The organism is Oleiphilus sp. HI0043 (genome assembly GCF_001634935.1).
This window is the reverse complement of the sequence record NZ_LWEY01000272.1, coordinates 1-544: the sequence shown is the minus strand read 5'-3', so window position 1 is coordinate 544 and position 544 is coordinate 1. Positions and strand designations below refer to the sequence as shown.

The 544-nt window shown below is 47.7% G+C and carries 1 protein-coding gene; it reads right to left on the bottom strand.

Features of this window, described 5'->3' with window-relative positions; genetic code table 11:
- Positions 1-544 (bottom strand): ketopantoate reductase family protein (locus tag A3729_RS04015; protein WP_304439686.1); only part of this gene is annotated, 544 nt, incomplete at both ends.

Here is a 544-nt window from a genome sequence, read left to right as displayed (position 1 = left end):
GGATTAATAGCGCAATTGATCACGAGCTTGTGCCACAAAGCCTGCCATATGTCCTTTTCGTATTGGAGTGTTAGCGTCTTGTCTAATGCGGGTGGCTGAAGGTAATTAAGTAGCGCTCGGGCAGCATCGTTAGATTCTGCAGCTTTGTTTAAGGGGCCGACGCGCGTAAGGCCGGAGCCTGCATGGACAATTTGATTTGAAGAAACCCGATTAGCGCCTTCAGTCGTGACGGCGGCGAAAATAGGGTTATCAGGAAAGGCTTCTAGAATGTCGTATTGGCTACCCAGGCCATTTTGGAATAACNCTAATAGGGTTTTATCTGTGATGGCTTCACCAAGCTTTTTAAGGCCGGGAAGGGCATCGAAGCTTTTGGTGCACACAAGTAGGCAATCGATTGTTTGCGGTGTTTGTTCTAGCCTAAAGCTTAGTTGGGTATTTTCTGGAATGTGAGCCAGGAAGGGGCTGCTAATAGAGAAGGAAAGTTCCTTGCGCATAGACAGGTTTGAGTATGCTCGCTTATCAATAAAGCTAACATGCGGGCCAG